This is a genomic window from Sphingobacterium sp. NPDC055346, assembly GCF_053645235.1.
In genome coordinates this window covers 161,130-178,799 of sequence record NZ_JBSHMI010000001.1, presented here as the reverse complement: position 1 = coordinate 178,799, position 17,670 = coordinate 161,130, and the positions used below count along the sequence as shown (strand labels likewise).

Genomic DNA, 17,670 nt, shown 5'->3' with positions numbered 1-17,670 from the left:
GGAAAGGGGGTGCATCCTAAAATAGTTTAGAATGCCATGATCAAGATGATAAGATACCACTAATTCTTTTTGAACAAACCTGGCAAGGCTGGTTTTTTACCTGCTTTGATGGCTTTGATAAAAGGTAAAAATTCATTCTTATACCAAGGGATATTTTCCCGAAAACGATCTGTCAATCGACCTTCCATGGTATCATAGATTTTCAGGGCTTCTTTTTCTTTACCTTGATGAATGAGGTTATGGATGAATATCTGACTAATGGAATACAGATCATTGAACAATAAAAAATCGCTTATCGGATCCATGGATTCAAATATTTTGATATACGAAGAAAAGGACTTAGCGAAGAAAGGTTTAGGAAACTCTTGGTTGATTCTGTCCAAATAACTTGTTCCCAGACCATCGAGGTATTGCAAGAAATGCTCGGTTGATGTAGCGATTCTTTTTCCAGAAGATTTTAACGGAAGAACCCATAATCCTAAAAAGTTGAGATTCTTTTCGACTTCATCATTGCCAATAAGTTCGAAAGGATTGGTTTTAAACTGAGCGTCTTCCAAGTTCTTGCTCAGCGACTTCTCCTGCCATTCCAAAAGCAATCCATGCTGTACATATTGGATGGCGAAAATAGAACTTAAATCTACATCTAAGGTTATTTCCGTGAAGAGACGACTTGTTCTATTACCATCTGATACATCTTTGTACCATACCCAATTGCATTTATCCGATGGTTGTTCAATCTTTTCCTCCAAGAATGTCCATGAACTTTTTTCCATCTTCTCCTTGACCATGCTTGAAATCATCTCGATATGCTGAGGTAATTCCAGGGCAGCCTTTTTTTCCTTGAGGTAGCTAGCGTATATTTTTTCGATGGATTTTTTTTGGTCCATCAAAAAGCTGAGCTTGGCTCTTTCATCAGGATCTGTCAGCCCGGACAATTCATCTGAAAGTCTAGGGACTTTAAAATCTGTCTCCTTCTTCTTGATCTTTAGTAAATCATGTTGGCTGAGGAGTTCATGTAGCTTGATCAAATCAGGATTATTGATCCACTGCTCAAAATCTTTTGTAAAACCTTCCTCTGCACCAATATCTGCTTCTAGATAGGCATTGACGAAAGCAAGATAAAAATTATGCATCAGCTGCTTGTTGCCTTGTTTTTCCGATAGTTCAATCATTTCAGTGATCAAATGTGGAATGGGAATATGGGCCACTTCTTCGGGAGCTTCTTTCCATTGTCCATTGTCCAGCAATCTTTTCCAGGCATCAGAACCATACTCAGGGAAAAAATTGCCGTCTTCCTGATAGACAACATCAGCCTCCTCATTGTTGACATCACCGAGGAGCCAGTCGGAATCTTCTAGGTTTTTGAAATAATCGGGGTTCTTTTTATAGTCAGGATGTTGATCAATGGGAAGCTTCTTGATAAATCCAATTTTTTCCAAATACGGGAAACAACGTAAAACAGTATAGCTTGTATCAAATCGATTTTGGAATTGATAGAGATTGAAAATGATTTTACGTTGTTCCGCGACAGGAAGAGCAGATCTTTCCAGAAGGTGAACTGCATCTTCAACCAAATTTTCTATAGCATGATATGACATAATAGCGCAGTATTTGTATGAATTAAAGATGCAAAAGATTATCCTCTTGATCTTTAACAAAACATATGCAGACTATTTACATATTATCTACATTTATTGAGAAACAACAGTTTCCTGCACTTTTTTATCTACAAAAATCTTGTTTAGGAGTATTTGCTTGATGGATGTCGGTTCTACATTTTCATCCAATCCATCAAAATCACCAATTAAAATAGGGTAGTATTCAGGGTCTACATCTACAATGCCATGTGAACCTTTCACCAATGATGCATCTAATGGAGTAATATCCAGAACAGCTGCAAAACCTATTTTCTTTAAGATGAGTTTGCCGATTGCCCTAGACTTCGAGGTCATAAACATTTCCACCGGATCGTAACCCGGTTTCTTGTGTATATCTACCATTCTGGCATAGTCCGGTGCAACAGCATCATCTTCCCAGAAGTAATAGGTAAACCAAGCATTAGGATTTGCTAGCAGCACCAAATCTCCAGAACGCTCATGGTCGATTTTATAGGCCTTCTGTTCCTCCTTGTCCAACACCTTGGCTACACCAGCGACCTTGGACAACAAGGTTTTAAGTTTATCTCGGGTTTCCGGAGTTTTGGTATATAAATGTGCAATCTGGTGATCAGAAACCGCAAATGCCTCTGAAGCTCCAGCATCCAATAGTTCCAAACCTCTTTCAATCCGGATATCGATCAGGCCTTCTTTACGTAGGATCCTGTTGATATGGATAGGTTGATCGACTGGTCCAATGCCGTATTCCGATAAAAGGACAACTTCCACATTTCTTTTTTGGAAGAAGGTCGTAAGTTTTTCAACCAGTTGATCGATTTGTTTCAACTCCGCTGCGACACTTTCTCCTTTTGGACCGAATTTCTGTAAGCAATAATCCAAATGTGGAAGATATATCAGATTTAGGGTCGGTTGATGTTTCTCCTCCACATACATGGCCGAATCGGCTATCCAATTGGAAGAGGTGATATTGGCATTGGGCCCCCAGAAGTTAAATAGAGGAAATTTTCCGAATTTTTCTGTCAATTCATCGCGAAGGCTGCTAGGGTAAGCATAGCAATCCGGCATCTTTCTGCCATCGGCCAAGTAATTTGGTCTAGGTGTGGCCGAGAAATCTGCATCATTGTACATGTTGTACCACCAGAACATCTGTGCACAGGTAAAGGCAGGATTCTGTTTCTTTCCGGTGACCCAGATATTCTCGCCTTGGACCAATTTGTTGGATTGTTTCCAGAATTTAATTTCAGAATCGGTATGGTCATACCATCCGTTGCCAACGATTCCATGTTCATTCGGAGCGACCCCAGTTAAATAGGTGGTCTGTGCAGAGGTGGTCAATGCCGGAAGTACCGGTTTGATCTTACGCAATTTATTCTCTTTTATGAATTTCTCAATGAACGGGGTATGTTCTCCAATTACGGAACTTGAAAGCCCAACAATATCTATTACAGCAATTCTCTTCATATTTAATTCCTTAATTTATTCAATAACCAATTCAATTCCCTTGCGATCGACTCTTCAATTGGAGCCTGCAAGGATTTTGGCAATACGCCCCAGGTATAAGTTTCTACCTCGATATGATTTGTTCTTTCTTTTTCCTTATGCAGTTCAATGACCTTTAAAATATCCTCTTGGGTAGAATCCAGCTCTCCATAACTTTCCAAAAAGATAGGTACATGAAAATGACTCCTCCATTCCACATGGTTTGCATCATTAGGGTCATTTAAAGCATCAGGAAGGTCCTTATATTTGATCAGGTTACCCTCGCTATCTTTTGCAATGACCTGATGCAAATAGATCGGTTCATTAAATTCTTTGAGCTTATTTTTTTGGATGGCTCTTTTTTCAGGATCCTTTGCAAGTGGAACTTTTAAAGCTGAACTAACTTGGAATTTGCCAATTTTGATGTTCAGTTTTTCCAATTCATCCATGCTCTGTTGATGGTCCTCATATTCCAGTGCAAAATGGCAGACATCATAACAAAGACAGATATATCGATTGATGATTGCCTGGGCTTGATCATCATCCAGTTTATATTTTTCCTTAAAATACTCGGTAGCCATTGGGATTAACTCTTGGCTGTACCAAGCGATAAATTCCCTTGAGTCCTCCAACATACCATCCGGTTCAGGTTCAATATCAAGGTGCATATAAACAGAGCTGTTCACCTCTTTTTGGTATAGGTGCTCAGCAACCAAGAGAATATGTTTTGTACAGATATCCCGCTTTTGTTGCCATTCCGGGGTGTGCTGTTCATGCCAAAAACGGTAGGATAGAGGCGAAGTGGAGATTCCACCTTCCTGGCCTTTTGGTAATAATTGAGCTAAGATATCGAAAAGGTTCTTGGTATATTCAAAGCGTTCTGTGCTTGTCCAATCCGGTGCATGCACTTTGTCCTTGACCTCCTTGATATGGAAATCACCATAAGGGAACCCATTCATGGTGAAGATGTAGATATGGTTCTGTTTCAACCAATCCTGAAAATCTTTTAAAGCTTGCGGCTGACTTAGTTCTTTGGCTGCTTGAGCGGAAAGTCGCAATCCCAATCCAAAGTCCTGTTCAGGTGAAACGGCCGCTTTTATCTTCGGTAGATTGTTTTTTAGCTCTTGAAAATGGTCTTTCCAGGCTTCGCCAGGATGGATATTGCTACAATAAGAAAGATGTGAATTAGCTAGCTTCATAGAAAGGGTTTTGATTTTGGCTAAAGTTCTTTAGGAAATCGATAGCTTGGATAATCAGGTCATAATCTAATTGGTGGTAATCTTTTCCTTTTCCCATTTTTTCCAAAAGGACCACGGTCAATTTTCCGCCAAGATGCTCTTGAAAATCAAGCAAACCTGATAGTAAAATAAACCTCGCCTCTTCGGAATCTAGGATGGGGTGATAAATCGGAAGTCCAAGATTGCGGATCAAGCTGACCACTCGAGTAGCCTCTTCTTCTGAAATATTGCCGATTAAATAAGAATATAAAACGTCCATGGCGATTCCAATGGCAACAGCTTCGCCATGCAACACTTGGAAGTCGGTCATCTGTTCCAATTTATGGGCACTCCAATGGCCAAAATCCAATGGTCTTGAAGAACCTAATTCGAATGGATCTCCATTACGGATATGTTCTAGGTGCATATCGGCACAACGATAGATCAGATCTTCCATTTCTTCGGAATTCCTTTCCTTGATCTTGCTGGCATTTTTTTCTATCCATTCATAGAATGATAGATCCTTGATCAGGGCCACTTTTATAGCCTCGGATACCCCCGCAACCCAAGATCTTTCGTCTAGAGTTTGCAAGAATTCATAATCATTGAAAACAGCCTTTGCTGGTGTAAAAGTTCCTAAAAAGTTCTTTTTCCCTTTATAGTTCACGGAGTTTTTAACACCAACTCCGGAGTCATTTTGAGATAGGACCGTAGTTGGAATACGGATATGTTTGATCCCACGGTGTGAGATCGCAGCGGCATAGCCAACAAGGTCCAAAATAGCTCCACCGCCAATGCCGATCACATAGGAATGTCTATCTATACCGTATTGGTCCACTGCCTGGATAATGGCGTCTAAGCAGCTTGTGTCATTCTTGCAGATTTCACCACCGGGAATGACCAAAGGTTCACTCGCCAGGAAAAAATCTTCCATTTCCATAAAATAGATAAAGATCTGTTCTGTCAGACCGGGATGTTTATCCATAAATCCAGCATCAATGACAAACAGGATCTTCTGTTTGAAACCGGGATTGCTGTTCTTGGCTAGAAAGTCCTTCAATAGATTGTTGCCTACAGTGAAAAGACCTTTGGTGAAAAAGATGTTATATTGATATTCAATAGTGAATTTTTGTTCTAATACACGTTCCATTCTAAATAGGGTTTAGGTTACGGCAAATTTCTTGGCTAAGAAGATCGAAACCGGTAATATGGCACATACGGCCAATGCTAACAGCCAATGACCAGCAATGGCAATCCAGCTAGCATTCATTAAAATCAGTGCGAGCACTCCAAATTTCACGGCTTTTCTGACATCCTGTGGCTGTAAGCTTTTCAAGGCCTTGGAAACCGGCGAACCGATCATAAGACTGAAAAGCAAGATAAAGATCAATGCCAAGTAATTTTTGCTGCTATAGGTGAAATAAAGGAGTGTTAAGATAACAATAGAATATAGACCTATGGATACCAGTAAGGCTGTCTTATTGCTGCCATATACTTCTCCACGGCTTATGTTTGTTACTGAAGCGATATAGATAATCGGAATGATGGCAATGTACCAGTAGCTCAATGAATCTGGTAAAACGGCCATTCCCAATAATAGGTTCAATCCTCTACAGCCACCCATGACGATTGGGCCAGCTAAAAAATGATGTTTTGCTTGGCCATTGTACAGTAGGCACATCAGGACGATGGCCAATGAAATATAGAATGCCGTCATATTGACCTGAAAGGCCAAAAAGCATCCAATTGCAAAGGCTAATGTACCCAAGATACTGGCAGCGGATTTTTTGATCCTGCCCGAAGGAATAGGTCGTTCCGGACGCTCCACTTTATCCAGTGCAGCATCAAACACATCATTGAAGACTATGCCCCCAGTATATAAACACATACTGGAAATGGTAATCCAGATCAATGGATTGACCTGCGGCAAATCTTGTTGCAGAAACAAGCAGGCTAAAGCGACACCAGCTAAAACATCAGATATGGCTGTTAAAACATTGGACGGCCTGATGATTTGGATCCATGGTTTCAACATACGCAATGGTATTAAGAAATAATAATAGAATCCTTATTTAACCTAGGTTGTTGACCACCACGAAGGATTGTATTACCTTCAAATTTCTCATTCGGATCTGCAAATAAAGTCTTGTCCAAAGTGCTTAGGTCAAGATGCTTGCTGACTTGGAAGGCATCCAATGCATTCTGATAGGTCACCTTTTCCACATCTTCTTTGGAAACACCATATTGGAGCATCAGGGCAGCCGTTTTGGGCACAGCCAAGGGGTCTGAAATTCCCCAATCTGCTGCTGAATTGACCATGATCCTTTCCGAGCCGTATTCCTTTACGATTTCCACCATGCGTTCATTTCCCATCTTGGTAAATGGATAAATGGTAAAGCCGGCGTAAAAACCACGGTCCAATACTTCTTTTACCGTTTCTTCGGAGTTATGGTCAATGATCACCGTTTGAGGATCGAGGCCATGTTCAATGGCAATATCCATACTTCGTGTCGTACCACGTGTTTTATCGCGGTGTGGGGTATGAACCTGAACGGGAAGTCCAGCTTCTTTAGCAAGCTCAAGTTGAGCTCTATAATATTTATCTTCAGCAGGAGTCTGGTCATCGAAACCAATTTCTCCAATGCCGAGAACCCCTTCCTTGTAAATGAAATGAGGAAGTAATTCCATGACTTGTTCTGCTAAAGCTTCATTGTTAGCTTCTCTAGAATTAAGCCCAATGGTACAGAAGTGTCTTATACCAAATTGGGAAGCTCTAAATCTTTCCCAACCAATCAGGCTACTATAATAATCTTTAAAGGTATCTATTCCAGTTCTAGGCTGTCCAACCCAAAAAGCGGGTTCGATCAGTAATAGGACGCCCGCATCAAACAGCGCTTGGTAATCATCCGTCGTTCGTGAAACCATATGAATATGTGGGTCCACAAATTTCATCCCTTTAATTAATTCAAAGTCTAGCGGCATTGGTTTCCCCATGCTTGCTAGGTCTCTATTTAATTCTGTGCACATTCCTGTCTGTTTTTAATTTTTCTCTAATAATTCTGGGCTATTGTTTTGCTGCTTCAAGATGTCTTTAGCGCGAGGAGGTAAGTGATCCTTCGCCAAAACCCATAACATGGGATGTATCTCTCGATTGGCAGAATCGCGTTCATAAATATAGTCGACAATGGAGTTTGCAAGATGGATATTGTTGCGGTCGTACAGACCGTAGATCTTCTTGATGTCCTTGCCTGTAAAAAAGCTTTTTAAAATCATTTGGTTCCAGGCCTCTTCATTTAAATAGGTAGCAGGAAACTTATTCTGCTCCATGATAGCGCCTTGCACCAGCCCAATATTATTCCGAATACCCTCTTGGCAACGGTCGATCCAGATTCTTGGGAACTGGAAGATGTTCAAAGCCGAATACAGGGCTTCTAGCTCCTGCATGTCTGCATAGTTGAACAACTTCTCGATAAAGGTAAAATAGGGTTCTTGTTGATCTTCGATCAAACCCAATAGGTAAACTCTCGCAAGTCTAAGTACGGTCCAATGGTCAACAATCAGCGGATTGCTATCCTCTTGGACCATACTTACTGTTTTATCCTTGCTGGTATTTAATTTCCTGCTCAATGAGGAAAATATCCTTACAAAACTTGTAGAATAATTATCTGCAATATTTCTTTCACATTCCTCTAAATAGCTTTTCTCCTCTGCGGTCAGCAGTTCGAATAAGGTATTTCTCACTTGTTCTTTCCATTCCATATTGCGGTTTATATTATAATTACTTTAAAATTTTTATCTGCATGTCTTTGTACTCTACTTTCATTGGTGGACCAACATGCACTTGAACACCAATCAATCCCTTCTCCTTGCGGTTTTCTGGATCATTGTCAATCACCTCGGCGATTACCTTTCCATTGATAAAATGTGTTAATTTATTGCCTTCAGCAACGATTTCCAGATCATTCCAATCATTGGGTTTTACTATGGTCTTTAATTCTTCATCGGTAGCTACTGAATCGATTACCTTCATATTTGTCCAGGCATTGCCTTTCGACTCGCCTTTATTTCCATCTGCAGGGTTCAATATTTCAGTTCGCTGACCACGGTATGCTAAGGTTGTTCGCTTTCGTTCCTCATAGTTTTGACCAGTGTAATTATTCTTTCCATCAATGTCTGCCTGATAACCTCGTAGGGCATTGGGCACCTCTGTGAAACGATCGCTTCTGTAATTTACACCACTATTTCCATTTTCGGAAATTTTAAATTTAGTTTTCAGTGAAAAGTCCGCAACGTCACCTCCATTCCAGATCAAAAATGTATTGTTTTTCAATGGTTCTTGATCCTCACGGATCTCGCCTGAAAGGATCCCGTTTTCCATTTTCCAATAGGTCGTGTCACCTTCCCAACCGGATAGGGAATTGGGCTCAAACATCGCGATATAACCGTCTTCTAACCCTATGGTATCCGTAGCTGCACTGTCCTGTTTATCGTTTTGTTCTGCATTGCTTCCATTGCAAGAACCTAGTAAAATAGTAGCACTGAGGCAGATACAGCAATATTTGAATAATTTTTTCATAATGGATTTCTCTAATGCTTATTTATTCTTCCACTCTACATGGGTATCTTCCCATTTTCTGTTTTTTGCAGAGTTGATAACCGCTTCGCAGACCTTCTGTGTTTCCAGGGCATCCCTAAAAGTTGGGTGGCATTCTTCGCCTGTTTCCAAGGTTTGTAAAAAATCTGCTACTTGGTGTACGAAGGAATGCTCATATCCCAAAGATAGACCCGGAACCCACCATTTATCCATGTAAGGTTGGTCGCCATCTGTAACATGGATTGAGCGCCATCCTTTGACGATGGAATCATCAGCATTGTTGAAATATTCCAATCGGTTCATATCATGTAGATCCCATTTCAAGGAACCCTTTTCACCATTGATCTCAAAGGTAAATAAGGCTTTGTGACCACGGGCATAGCGCGTAGATTCAAACAGCCCTAAAGACTCATTATCAAAATGACAATGGAATATACAGGCATCATCGATCTTGACATCTTCCATTTTTCCGGTCTCTTCATGCATACGCTGCTTTACGAAGATTTCCGTCATGGCCGATACATCCTTGATACCTCCATTGATCCACATCGCTAAATCAATACAGTGTGCCAATAGGTCACCGGTAACTCCGGAACCCGCAGCATCTGCATCCATTCTCCAAAATGCGGCACCTCCCTGTGGAAGGTTCTCGTTGATGGTCCAATCCTGAAGGAAGTTACTTCGATAGTGGAAGATCTTGCCTAGCTTGCCGCTGTCGACGATCTGTTTAGCCAATGTAACGGCAGGTAAACGGCGGTAATTGTACCAAATGGTGTTTTTCACCTTATTGGTTTCAACGGCTTCTACCATTTTCTCGCCTTCTTCCAAAGTTCTGGAAAGCGGTTTTTCGCAGAGCACCATTTTACCGGCAGCCGCTGCAGCAACAGCGATTTCCATATGCATGTTGTTTGGGGTACAGATGTCTACCGCATCGATATCATCCCTAGCGATCAGTTTCTTCCAGTCGGTCTCGTAGGACTCATAGCCCCACTGCTCCGCAAAGGCTTTCACTTTGTCTTCACTGCGTGAACATACAGCCTTTAGGACAGGTGTATATTCCAGATCAGGAAAGAAATTAGGTACGCGTTTATATCCATTAGAATGGGTTCTTCCCATGAATCCACATCCTATTAATCCAATTCTTAATTCTTTTTTGCTCATGATTTTTTCTTTTGAAGATTACTCCGACCATCCATTTACCTCGCGAACCTCGATCAAGGTTTTCAAGATCGAATCCCAGGTTTCTTGTTTGTGCATGACCTCATTTGGGAACATACATCCATCCCAACAGATATGGTTGAAGGCTTTGGTCGGATTGCCATTTTCATCCTTCATCCAGAAGCCAGCATCCTTAGCGATATCCAAACGACCGTTAGGGTCTGTCGGTAAACAGTGTCTTCCGGTTTTATCGTGTGATCCTGATCCAAATACGGTTCCATCATTTTGGGCAACGTGGAAGTCTATGGTCCAAGGGCGTAGTTTAGAAGTCAGGAACTTAAGTCCTCGTTCCAATTCTTCACGGTCATCCCATTGGAAATCAGGTTTTAAGATGCGGTCTTCAGGTGCGTTATAGCCCAATAGATAAAGGAAAGTATGGGACATATCTGCCTGGAAGCCCATATTATCACGATCTACCATCTCTAGGGTTTCCAGCATGGTTTTCCAACTTTGCATACCACCCCAACAGATTTCACCTTCAGCCGCTAAACGCTCGCCATATTCTGCCGCAGCATCGCAAGCCCTACGGAAAGTGTCTGCAATTAATTTGGTGTTTTCCGTTGGGTTCTTCGCCCATTCCTCTACACTGCTCGCTGAGTCCACACGGATTACATTATTGGTTCGGATTCCTTCTTTTCTTAGTTTATATCCAAACTCAGCAGCTTTTCTTACCACTTCTACAAAGCGGTCTCTGTCTGCTTGAGAGCCCATTGCTGAACCACCATCGGGAGGCCAGATAGGGGCAACTAGCGTACCTATAGCTAGACCATAGGTTCCTCCAATCTTGTCTACCACTGATTTTATATGGTCGTCCGAAGTGTCCAACTTAACATGTGGGTCAAATAATCCTAAGTCAATACCATCGAATTTTACGCCGTTTACTTCTGCTTTTGCTGTTTTTTCCAATAACTCATCCAAAGAAATGATGGGTTCATGGTCTCCTTTTCCAACAATGCCTGGCCATGTAGCATTGTGTAATTTTGGGAAATTGTTCTTGCTCATAACTACGTTTATTTATTCATTAATTAACCTTTTACTACCAAATCCGGATTGTCTGGACCGAAATGCTTTAACATCACGATCGGATCTGTAGTAGAATGGTTCTGAATGGTTACTCCTCTTTTTGCCGCTTCTTCAGATACAAAGTATTCATCAAAAGTCAGTTGTCCATAACGGATCAAGGCTGGTGTTTCGATGGTCCAATCATTCATCTTGCCATATCCCTGCATCATGATCAATCCATAGGCTGCTCCATCTGTAATGGTTACGGTTTGTCCAGGGAATACCGTTAATTCTTTGGCACTGAAAGCGGTTGATTTATAGCATACCCATTTCTCTGAATAGCCTAGGCTTTCCATTTCTTTTTCATCCTTCACTGGAAGTGGAGCCATAAATCTATTTTTCATCATATCCGGGTCAACGTTCAGATCCCAGTCAATGATATCCATCAAGGCGTCATAATCGCCTTTCATGTTTTCAGGTACACCTTTCCATAATAACTCTTCAGGGATGATCGCTTCATTCACCAAGGATTGGTACATCGCAAAAACATCTGAAGCCTTTTGCGGTTCATAGGTACATAAGCTACCTGGAGCATGCAATAAGCCGGGAGGAACATCCCATCCGGTACCCGGTTCCAAGCGGTATGCTTGAGAGTAATTGGTGATCTTATTGTCACCTTTGGCAAAGTTCTCCAGACATTCTTTGATAGTCTCTTTCGGAGTTCCAGGAGCAATTCCCATAAAGGTATATGGGAAATCACCGCCATGGTTGTTCAACTGTGGTGGGAAATAATACGCCTCTGGTTTTCCTTGTTGTTCGATCAGCGCCGCTTTTTCATCATTGTGGTGGATGTGGTGGGGTAGTGGTCCCATGTTGTCAAAGAACTTGGAATACATAGGCCAGCTTTGATATTCATCCCAAAGACGGTCACCAATTAATTTTCCTTTTAAATGGTCAACGCAGTCAGCTAATAATACCTGTTCTGTTTTACCATTTTCTTCATATACTACAAAACTCAATCCTTCAAATTCACCCGTCAAAGGACCATTCTTAGCAGGAGTAGTCGATGAAAACCAACGTTCATCAATACCACCACGTTCACCGCCTAATACATAATAGTCATCGGGGTGAAGTTTTATCCTTCTGCCTGGTACACAAAAAGATCTTGGCACCCAGTTAGGTGCTAATCTCAATATTCCTTTGCCTTGTTCGAATGCCTTTTCAATGATTTCCATTCTAATTATTTTTATAGGTTTATATACTTGTTTACAAATTCCGTAATGGAGTCGGGGTTATTCAATATACTGATTTCTAAGTTATATTTCCGCTTTTCTCCAGGTTTCAATTGGATTAATTCCCCTCGTTCGCGCATCAGTTTCTGTCCGAGTGGAGGGTTGGTGCCAGGTTCCAGACCTGTTACATATTCACCTCTGCCCCAATGTTGCCAATTGGTCAACCAAGGCAGCTGCTTCTTATTGAAGCTTAATTTTAAGGCAAAGCCTAATTTTTCATTGAAGATTCCACAGTCTACTTGGCCTTGCTCATTACTATCCACATCTATCAATGCTGCTTCTTCCCCTGAACCACTGTGGTCCTCCCTTGGTTCTTGACAGGTTCGGAAGTCTTGTCCTTCTTTAAAAATCTTGTTGTCTGCGCCGGTTTCGCGAGATTGCCAAGCTCCTTTCCAGAGCAGTTTGGTTCCCGCATCAATGAAAGGCCACCCAAAGTTGAAATGGTATAAAATCATATGGGAAGAATAGATATTACCGATATTCTGGATCTCATCATCCAAATAAATGGTTGGATGACCTAGAATGCATCGTATTGTGCGCGTAATCTCGATGTTATCTCCTAGGGGATGGCCTTGAAATATTTTTCCAGTAATGGACATTTCGTAATCGCCGTTGGCTAGATCGGGCTGCTTGATGGATATGAGTTCTGCAGGGCTGTTGCTGAATTGATCATGCAAGCCGCGTTGTCCATGTTCATCTTGTTCCGGTCCTCCAACATGGGTGACCCCACAGGTCGTCAGTAATCCACCTCCAAAGGTTCTTAACCAATCGATTCCCTGGTCTGAGAAGGGTTGCGGAGCAGTGACCCCCAAGCGACTTAGCCAACTCAAGTTAAACTGATTGAACGAAGCGTCCGCTATGTCCATACCGCGGTCGATGACTACCTTGAATCGTAGTCCTGCCCCGGTATTGATCCAAGCTATACGTGTTCCTTTCCCCCTTCCATTATCCAAAATGGAAGTTTCTATGCCTCCAACTTGGGCCACATGGGAGACTTTGTTCAACCAGTCTTGCTTTGAGTTTTCCAATGCCTTACTTATTTTTTGTTATAAACTTCACTTTTTTCATTACCACCGGACATCAGGTAGGCCATGATATCTTTAACTTCATCAGGACTCATTACATTCAATGTTCCTGGAGGCATGATGGATACCTCGGAACGGTTCATGGATTTAACTGTGTTTTTCGCAATGGTCTTGGTCACTTGAGGAGCGTATGGATTCTGTGAAATCACATAATTGTGTTCATCCTCACTCATCAAACGGCCTAATACATTCGTTCCATCTTTCAGATTGAATACTTTGGATTCATACTGATCAGAAATCACCTTACTAGGTTCGATGATCGCCTCTAACATATCGCGTTTAGAAAAACGGGTGCCTAATTGGGTTAAATCAGGACCTACGGAACCCCCTTCACCTTTGATGGTATGGCAGGAACCACACTTAACAGCAAGGAACAGTTCTCTTCCGCGGTTGAAATTGCGAACACCGGTGTTTTCATCCACAACTTTCAGTGCCGAATCAATTTCCCATGCTCTACCTGGACCCTTCGGACCCTCTACTTTCTCAGCCAATCTATTTCCTTGAGCATTGATCAAAGAGTCTCCTGACATCTTACCGTACATGGCAAGTTGGTCTTGCGGTACGTTTTTCAATGCCATTTTACGTGCATTGTCAATAAAACCGATGTAACTGTTACCGCCTTTATAGCCGAATGCTTTGTAGAACCAATTGAAATATTGCTCACGTAGCTCCGGGGTCCAACCCACACTGGTATTGCTCAATGCAGTAGCCATGAAGATCTGTTGAGCAGGTGGAATATTGGCCAACATATCAGCAATGTCCAATCCATACTGTGGATTTCTCAGGATTAAATCCGAAGAGTTCATAAAGCTGGTTTGGGTGGTGTCATCTTTTGCATTGGCTAGAATGTCAAGTGTCTTCTTAACTGCCGGTTCACTGTTTAGGGCAAGTAAGATTTTGGACAGTTCCCTATTGGTATAGTTGGATTTGGCAGGGTAGAAAGGTTCTAACCTTTGGGCCAAAGCAGCTGCATCAGCATCATTGACCTTACCCATGCGGGCAATGACAATTTCGTAAACCCTTAGCAGGTTTTCCAACATCTTAGGTGTAATCTTTTCTACTGGAATAGTAGCCAGTTTTTTCATGATCTGAGGCTGAAGGGAAGGATCAGCAACATGTGCCATCGCTACCATCGCTTCAGTCAATCGAACCACGTTGCGTTCTGCAAAAACTTTGTCTTTCCAGGTCTCAAACGGTTGGTGTTCTACTGCTAAACGTGCAGCATAACGGATGAATCTATCCTCATGACCTAAATATTCCCAAACTTTATCAACAGTTCCTGCCGCAGATGGTCTGTGGTATTGCTCAATCTCTCTACGCAATTTCACCAATTCATTAGGCTCAGCTTTTTTGACCTCATTATTGATCTTATCACGATCTTTATGGTATACACGGTATAAGTCAGATTCCAAACGTCTACCACCCGTAAGGAAGTAAAGACTTCCATCTGGACCAATGGTTCCATCGGTCAAAGGTAGTGGAGATCCTGAGATAAATTCTTCCGCTTTCGCTGTATAGCTAGCTCCATTTGGTTGTAATTGGATGGCATAGATGATACCGAAACTCCAATCAAATGCGAACAGGCTGTTTCTATATTTATCAGGAAACTTAGCTTGGCTAGGGTTGATGAAGTTAGTAGGAGAACCTTGACCGATATTTAACGTCGCAGGTAGATTGTCCAAGAATCTTTCGTCCCATTTTGCATCTCCCTTTCTCCAGCCGTATTCACCACCACTAGGAACATGTAAAATCCTGGTCGGACGGTACCAAGGCATTCCGAAATCCCATTCCATATCCGAGTCGTAGGTAAATAATTCGCCTTCATTATTGAAGGCTAAGTCAAAACCATTACGCATACCCGATGCAATAAGATCCCAGGATTTTCCTTCTGAATCCGTCTTTGCAATCCATCCACCGTTCAAGTGTGAATCCGCATCGTGTCCATGGGTATCAAGGATATAAGGAATCAGATTGTCCACCTTATCGTTAGGTAATGAACGGTAATTGTCCATTTTTGGGATCTTAGTAAAGTTACCGGCAATTACATAGATCATAGAATCTGGCCCTAGCACAATGCTGTGCGGTCCATGTTCCCCTTCGCCTTCCAATTCCATCAATTGCGTGATTTTATCTAATTTATCATCGTTGTTGGTGTCTTGAAGTCTATATAGGCCAGAGCCTTTTGAAAGGTTCTCATTAGGACGGTGGTTGATCATCACATATAAGCTGTTATATGCCCATAGCAAACCTTGCGCAAAGCCCATCCCAACCTTATTGCTGGTCGTATCATTAGGGTCACGGCCTTCAATAGGGAAGTCTAATGCTTCAATTTTCGGCTTAACAGTTGAATCTGAACCAAGAGGAGGCAATTCAACGCGGAATAGACCACCAAATTGATCCGATGTTATCATACGACCTTTGTCATCAAAAGTCATGGAAACCCAAGATCCTTTTTTGTCATCAGAAGGGCTGTAGATATGCTCGATTTCAAAGCCATCGGGCAATGTTATTTTATCCGTTTTTGGATTGGGTTCTTTTACCTCCTCCTTTTCCTTCTCTTGCTTACATGCTCCTGCGAATATAAACAGGAACAAGGCAAACAAATACAATTGTGCTCTTTTCGTTTTTATCATTTGGTTTTTATGTTGATATAGTTTATAACAGCTTAAAAATGCCTACCAACCCTCATTCTGTTTGATTCCATTGATCTGAACCTCACGCTGAGGGATCGGATAAAGGAGTTTGAACGGTTGGATATTATATGAAGCACTGCTCAGTCGAGTCAATCTTTTCTTTTCCTCGGCACCATGAGCAGTCATCACTTCAATGGCTTTTCCAGTTCTCAGAAGTTGATACCACCTATGGTTTTCAAAGGCAACTTCAACTCTTATTTCATTTGCAATGGCCGTTCTCAAAGCATCTTTGGTCAGTCCTGACAAAGGTTTCAATCCGGCTCTTTTTCTCACGATATTCAGGTTTGCCGTTGGATCTCCTGATCCAACCTCGTTCTGCGCCTCTGCTAACATCAAAAGGACGTGTGCATAGCGATAGATTGGCCAGTTTTCATTCGATCTTCCATCCTCGATATAAGGCGCATGATAGTACTTCTTGATAAATGGCATACTACCTCCAAAAGCTTTTGACTCTTGAAATGCTGCATTTGAAGGGTCGTTGAACATTTGAATAGACTTATCTCTACGCACATCTCCCTGTTCATAGGCGTTATATATGCTCGGTGTAGGAATGTTGCTTCCGCCTAAGTTTCCGGAGAAACCGACCAATTGCATCTTGGCATTCCTAGGGCCGAACATGAATATGAAGTTGCTGTTTTCACCTTCTACTGATTGGTCAAACTGTACTTCAAAAACTGACTCTGCATTATTCTTTGAATTAGGACTAAAACAGGATGCATAATCTGGCATCAATGAATAGCCTAATTTGGTTACTTCTTGAAAATTGGTTACTGCCTCAGCATATTGCTTTCTCGTTAGGTAGACTTCGCCTAATAAGGTATAAGCTGCGCCTTTGGTCGCCCTTCCAACGCTACCCTTATCATAACTTGGAAGTAAGTTTGCGATGGCATCTTTAGCATCTTGGATAATGACTGCATAAATTTCGTCAACTGTCCCTTTCTTGCCATCCGAGAATGCATCCGAAGGATTGGCAACCTCTTTTGTCAGCAATGGAACTTCTCCAAAAAGTCTTACTAAATGAAAGTACGAAAATGCTCTCAAAAACTTCGCCTCTCCTAGGTATTGTAACTTTAATTTTTCATCCGAGAACTGTACTTGGTCAATTCTGCTGATGATGGCGTTGGATTGTTGGATCGCAACGTAAAGGTTTACCCAAGTGGTATTCACGTAGTTATTGGAAGAGGTGATCAAGAATTCATCAATTTCTTCCCGCTGCTGCACGCCACGGTCCGTTTCATCATATTGATAATTGGTATTGTCCGATCTCATCTCTGTCATTGCATTGAAATCACTCGTATAGAGTACCTGCAATCTGCTGTATGCACCATTTACTGCCCGAAGGATTTGTCCTTCGTTTTCATAATAGTTCTCTCCACTGGAAAAGGTATAGGGTTTTACATCCAATAATTTATTGCAGGAGCTCATGCTCAATAACCCTAGACCTAATAGAATATATCTTAGTTTCATAATCCTT

Annotated in this window: 14 protein-coding genes; all 14 read right to left on the bottom strand. The window is 41.7% G+C overall.

What is annotated here, in order from left to right; translation table 11 throughout:
* Window positions 1-59: 59 nt before the first annotated feature.
* The 14 genes from ACWICE_RS00750 to ACWICE_RS00685 all read right to left on the bottom strand — a co-directional run bounded on the left by ACWICE_RS00750 (window position 60) and on the right by ACWICE_RS00685 (window position 17,663).
* Window positions 60-1,598 carry a hypothetical protein gene (locus ACWICE_RS00750; protein WP_454297423.1) on the bottom strand — a complete coding sequence of 513 codons (1,539 nt, stop codon included), beginning with the start codon at window positions 1,596-1,598 and terminating at the stop codon, window positions 60-62.
* 93 nt (window positions 1,599-1,691) lie between these two features.
* Window positions 1,692-3,077, bottom strand: coding sequence for an alkaline phosphatase family protein (locus tag ACWICE_RS00745; RefSeq protein WP_454297422.1), 1,386 nt, complete (start codon window positions 3,075-3,077; stop codon window positions 1,692-1,694).
* Between the two features lie 2 nt (window positions 3,078-3,079).
* Window positions 3,080-4,294: a metabolite traffic protein EboE gene (gene eboE / locus ACWICE_RS00740; RefSeq protein ID WP_454297421.1), complete on the bottom strand. Its 1,215-nt coding sequence runs from the start codon at window positions 4,292-4,294 to the stop codon at window positions 3,080-3,082.
* Window positions 4,281-5,462: a 3-dehydroquinate synthase gene (locus ACWICE_RS00735; protein WP_454297420.1), complete on the bottom strand. Its 1,182-nt coding sequence runs from the start codon at window positions 5,460-5,462 to the stop codon at window positions 4,281-4,283. Before ACWICE_RS00735 ends, eboE begins: the two co-directional genes overlap by 14 nt.
* Window positions 5,463-5,474: 12 nt before the next feature.
* Window positions 5,475-6,347 carry a UbiA-like protein EboC gene (gene eboC / locus ACWICE_RS00730; protein WP_185211007.1) on the bottom strand — a complete coding sequence of 291 codons (873 nt, stop codon included), beginning with the start codon at window positions 6,345-6,347 and terminating at the stop codon, window positions 5,475-5,477.
* Between the two features lie 11 nt (window positions 6,348-6,358).
* The gene (locus ACWICE_RS00725; RefSeq protein WP_214649433.1) at window positions 6,359-7,339 is read right to left on the bottom strand and encodes a TatD family hydrolase; all 981 of its coding nucleotides are present in this window, start codon (window positions 7,337-7,339) and stop codon (window positions 6,359-6,361) included.
* Between the two features lie 12 nt (window positions 7,340-7,351).
* Entirely contained in the window at window positions 7,352-8,071 is a 720-nt protein-coding gene (locus tag ACWICE_RS00720; RefSeq protein WP_313260290.1) for an EboA domain-containing protein, read from the bottom strand.
* Between the two features lie 19 nt (window positions 8,072-8,090).
* Window positions 8,091-8,888 carry a 3-keto-disaccharide hydrolase gene (locus tag ACWICE_RS00715; RefSeq protein WP_454297419.1) on the bottom strand — a complete coding sequence of 266 codons (798 nt, stop codon included), beginning with the start codon at window positions 8,886-8,888 and terminating at the stop codon, window positions 8,091-8,093.
* 18 nt (window positions 8,889-8,906) lie between these two features.
* Window positions 8,907-10,067, bottom strand: coding sequence for a Gfo/Idh/MocA family protein (locus tag ACWICE_RS00710; protein ID WP_214648383.1), 1,161 nt, complete (start codon window positions 10,065-10,067; stop codon window positions 8,907-8,909).
* Between the two features lie 18 nt (window positions 10,068-10,085).
* The gene (locus ACWICE_RS00705) at window positions 10,086-11,126 is read right to left on the bottom strand and encodes a sugar phosphate isomerase/epimerase family protein (protein ID WP_454297418.1); all 1,041 of its coding nucleotides are present in this window, start codon (window positions 11,124-11,126) and stop codon (window positions 10,086-10,088) included.
* Between the two features lie 23 nt (window positions 11,127-11,149).
* Complete coding sequence (locus tag ACWICE_RS00700) at window positions 11,150-12,361, bottom strand: cupin domain-containing protein (protein ID WP_185216012.1); 1,212 nt, start codon at window positions 12,359-12,361, stop codon at window positions 11,150-11,152.
* An 11-nt stretch (window positions 12,362-12,372) separates the two neighbouring features.
* A complete protein-coding gene (locus tag ACWICE_RS00695; protein ID WP_185216013.1) occupies window positions 12,373-13,446 on the bottom strand; it encodes an aldose 1-epimerase family protein in 1,074 nt (357 codons plus the stop codon).
* Between the two features lie 8 nt (window positions 13,447-13,454).
* The gene (locus ACWICE_RS00690) at window positions 13,455-16,136 is read right to left on the bottom strand and encodes a c-type cytochrome (protein ID WP_254526366.1); all 2,682 of its coding nucleotides are present in this window, start codon (window positions 16,134-16,136) and stop codon (window positions 13,455-13,457) included.
* A gap of 42 nt (window positions 16,137-16,178) precedes the next feature.
* A complete protein-coding gene (locus tag ACWICE_RS00685) occupies window positions 16,179-17,663 on the bottom strand; it encodes a RagB/SusD family nutrient uptake outer membrane protein (protein WP_454297417.1) in 1,485 nt (494 codons plus the stop codon).
* Window positions 17,664-17,670 lie beyond the last annotated feature (7 nt).

Coding starts and splice junctions, on each gene's coding strand:
- ACWICE_RS00750 (WP_454297423.1), bottom strand. CDS start 1,598: ATGTCATATCATGCTATAGAAAATTTGGTTGAAGATGCAGTTCACCTT.
- ACWICE_RS00745 (WP_454297422.1), bottom strand. CDS start 3,077: ATGAAGAGAATTGCTGTAATAGATATTGTTGGGCTTTCAAGTTCCGTA.
- eboE (WP_454297421.1), bottom strand. CDS start 4,294: ATGAAGCTAGCTAATTCACATCTTTCTTATTGTAGCAATATCCATCCT.
- ACWICE_RS00735 (WP_454297420.1), bottom strand. CDS start 5,462: ATGGAACGTGTATTAGAACAAAAATTCACTATTGAATATCAATATAAC.
- eboC (WP_185211007.1), bottom strand. CDS start 6,347: ATGTTGAAACCATGGATCCAAATCATCAGGCCGTCCAATGTTTTAACA.
- ACWICE_RS00725 (WP_214649433.1), bottom strand. CDS start 7,339: ATGTGCACAGAATTAAATAGAGACCTAGCAAGCATGGGGAAACCAATG.
- ACWICE_RS00720 (WP_313260290.1), bottom strand. CDS start 8,071: ATGGAATGGAAAGAACAAGTGAGAAATACCTTATTCGAACTGCTGACC.
- ACWICE_RS00715 (WP_454297419.1), bottom strand. CDS start 8,888: ATGAAAAAATTATTCAAATATTGCTGTATCTGCCTCAGTGCTACTATT.
- ACWICE_RS00710 (WP_214648383.1), bottom strand. CDS start 10,067: ATGAGCAAAAAAGAATTAAGAATTGGATTAATAGGATGTGGATTCATG.
- ACWICE_RS00705 (WP_454297418.1), bottom strand. CDS start 11,126: ATGAGCAAGAACAATTTCCCAAAATTACACAATGCTACATGGCCAGGC.
- ACWICE_RS00700 (WP_185216012.1), bottom strand. CDS start 12,361: ATGGAAATCATTGAAAAGGCATTCGAACAAGGCAAAGGAATATTGAGA.
- ACWICE_RS00690 (WP_254526366.1), bottom strand. CDS start 16,136: ATGATAAAAACGAAAAGAGCACAATTGTATTTGTTTGCCTTGTTCCTG.
- ACWICE_RS00685 (WP_454297417.1), bottom strand. CDS start 17,663: ATGAAACTAAGATATATTCTATTAGGTCTAGGGTTATTGAGCATGAGC.